This is a genomic window from Tabrizicola sp. T74, from assembly GCF_057219935.1.
Genome location: NZ_JBXVVT010000017.1, coordinates 1 through 2,401 on the forward strand (window position 1 = coordinate 1; position 2,401 = coordinate 2,401).

Annotated in this window: 2 protein-coding genes; both read left to right on the top strand. The window is 54.6% G+C overall.

The window, feature by feature from the left end:
- On the top strand, nucleotides 1-523 hold a 523-nt coding region (locus tag AC2EAL_RS21740), incomplete at its 5' end, for a beta-barrel domain-containing protein (RefSeq protein ID WP_484726325.1).
- 661 nt (nucleotides 524-1,184) lie between these two features.
- On the top strand, nucleotides 1,185-2,132 hold the full coding sequence (locus AC2EAL_RS21745; RefSeq protein ID WP_484726326.1) for a glycosyltransferase family 2 protein: 948 nt from the start codon (nucleotides 1,185-1,187) through the stop codon (nucleotides 2,130-2,132).
- The last annotated feature ends 269 nt before the right edge of the window (nucleotides 2,133-2,401 follow it).

A 2,401-nucleotide genomic window follows, 5' to 3' on the forward strand; every position in this document is an offset into this window, starting at 1 on the left:
CGACGTGGTGGCCAGCGAAAGCCAGCTGGACGAGCAGGCCCGCGCCCTGACCGACCGGATCACCCGGCTGGAGGTCAGGTCGCCCGCCGCAGGCCTGGTGCTTGGCCTGCAGGTGACGACGCCACAGGCGGTGATCCGCCCCGCCGACGCCCTGATGTTCATCGTCCCGCAGGACCGCCCGCTTCTGGTCGCCGCGCGCGTGCCCGTCACCCATGTCGACGAGGTCCATTCCGGCCAGGATGTCCGGCTGGTCTTCTCCTCGCTGCCCTCCCGCTCCACGCCCGAGGTGATCGGCAAGGTGACGCTGGTGTCAGCCGACGCGCTGACCGATGACCGCAGCGGCGCAAGCTACTTCCGCACCGAAGTCGCCATCGACGCCGCCGCCCTGAAGACGCTCGGCGATGCCCAGGTCGTCCCCGGCATGCCGGTCGACGTCTTCATCCGCACCGGCGACCGCACGCCGCTCTCCTACCTCCTGAAACCGCTCACCGACTACTTCCGCAACGCCTTCCGCGAGACCTGAGCGGACAGCTTACGCTTACCGCTATCAAAAAAAGTTGGCTGGAAGGTCCGTTCCATTCCTCTTCCAGATCACAGTGGAGCACCTCCACCTGCCTTCGCGACTACTGGTGGAGATTGTGGACTGCCCCAACGAACCCGTGCAGTGTCCGTCCTAACTTCTGGCGCAAAAGTTATGGAATGTCTATAGCTTAGACACAACAGTGCCTCAGCATATGAAATGTCGGGAAAGCAACTTCTGTGCTTCCCTGAATAAGTCGGCTGGGCTGGACCCGCTGCATTACTTAGCCTCCGCCGAAGCCGACCGAGGTTAACCCTATTCTCCCTCCTGTTTGGGTCGCCGTCGCCGAACCCTCATACACTTAATCATTGCAAAGTCTGGTGCTGATACGTGCCTCCCGCTTGCACTGATGGGAGCCTACACCACAAGACTGAGCGAAAGCGGCACGTCACAACGGTTGCCCCGACGCCCTATGCTGACGAACAAGGGGGCTGAAGGCTTGTCACCAAACTCGTAGGTCGCAAGACCTATGCGCACCTCCTTGGAGAGTCCTACGCGAAAGGCGCTTGTTTAGCAGGCCCATCTAGAAGATAGTCGCGACAAATGATATACCATCGCGAGATTGCATCGCGTTGGTATTGGCGACGGAGAGCGTAAGATCATCATGTCAACTGCTCTTCTTTCTGTACAGAAGAATGAAGCGCCATATCTTCTAGAGTTCGTTGCGCACCACCTAGCGGTGGGATTTAAAGAAATACTCCTTGTAACAAACCCCAGTGATGATCTCACGGAAGAGTTGGCAGATGCAATGAGAGACGCGGGGGTAATCAAACACATCTCTTGTCAAGCACCTGATGAAATGAGCCCGCAAGACTTCGGATTGTCGTTGGCAAAGTCAAAGTTTGCCATCGATGACTACGAATGGCTATTGGTTCTCGATGCCGACGAGTTGCTAAATGTTAAGCTCGGTCAGGGAAGGATTGATGACTTAATAAGGCGAACTTCACCTGACGTAGATGTAGTTTCCATAAACAGCGCCACCTTCGGAAATTTTCCACACAGCAGATGGGAAGACAATGATTCATCCGTTCGATTCATGTTTCGCTTCAGTCAAATGGTTGGGTTTAGCTCGGAAGCAAAGAGCCTAATCCGCCAGCCTTCGCGCTTTGCAAAACTAAAGCCGCACGGCCCAGTTGGATTTGTTGGGGACCGAAGCACTCTTAAGGTTAGCACTTCTGCCGGTATTCAGAATGTGATGGTCTCCTCAATAGGTGACTGTCACTACGATTTTCTTCGTAGTCCCGGAGCTAATTCGAAAGCTTTTGATTTTGCCCAAATCAATCACTATTCTATTCGTACTTTCCCCGAGTTCGTCCTGCGACAAAAAAGGGGAAGAGGCGCTACACCCAAGATCGTAAAGCAAGTAAGGCACACTCAAAAATACTTTGAATCGCGCGCTCAGGCGAGATTCTTTGACGACAGTATACTCAAGTATAGAGAAGACGTCGTCGCGAACAAAGTCAACATACTTGAGAGAGGTAAGGTTGGAATGATCTATGGCGCCGCAATAGATCTTTTCTCGAAACGGATGGCTGCTTCAAGGAGTGATTGATTCTCGCGCAAGCGACCTTGGGCGTCTTGACAGGTGCAAACTGGCGTAGGTGCTGTCTCACGTGCAAGTAGTGTCACTTCTTCCCGTCTTCTTTTCAACTGCGCCAGATGCGTACCTAGTGAAAGTTGCGGATTCTGGCGAGTTCTTTAGGGTCAGGACCCATTGATCTTGCGTCTGCGGCGTGATTCAGCCTCCGTAAGGAGACTGAGCGATGAGCAACCTTTTCTGGCTGACGGAGGCGCAGATGGCGCGGCTGCAGCCTTTCTTTC

What these genes read in the sequence shown, in the direction of transcription:
- AC2EAL_RS21745 (WP_484726326.1), top strand. Translation starts at nt 1,185, where the DNA reads ATGTCAACTGCTCTTCTTTCTGTACAGAAGAATGAAGCGCCATATCTT.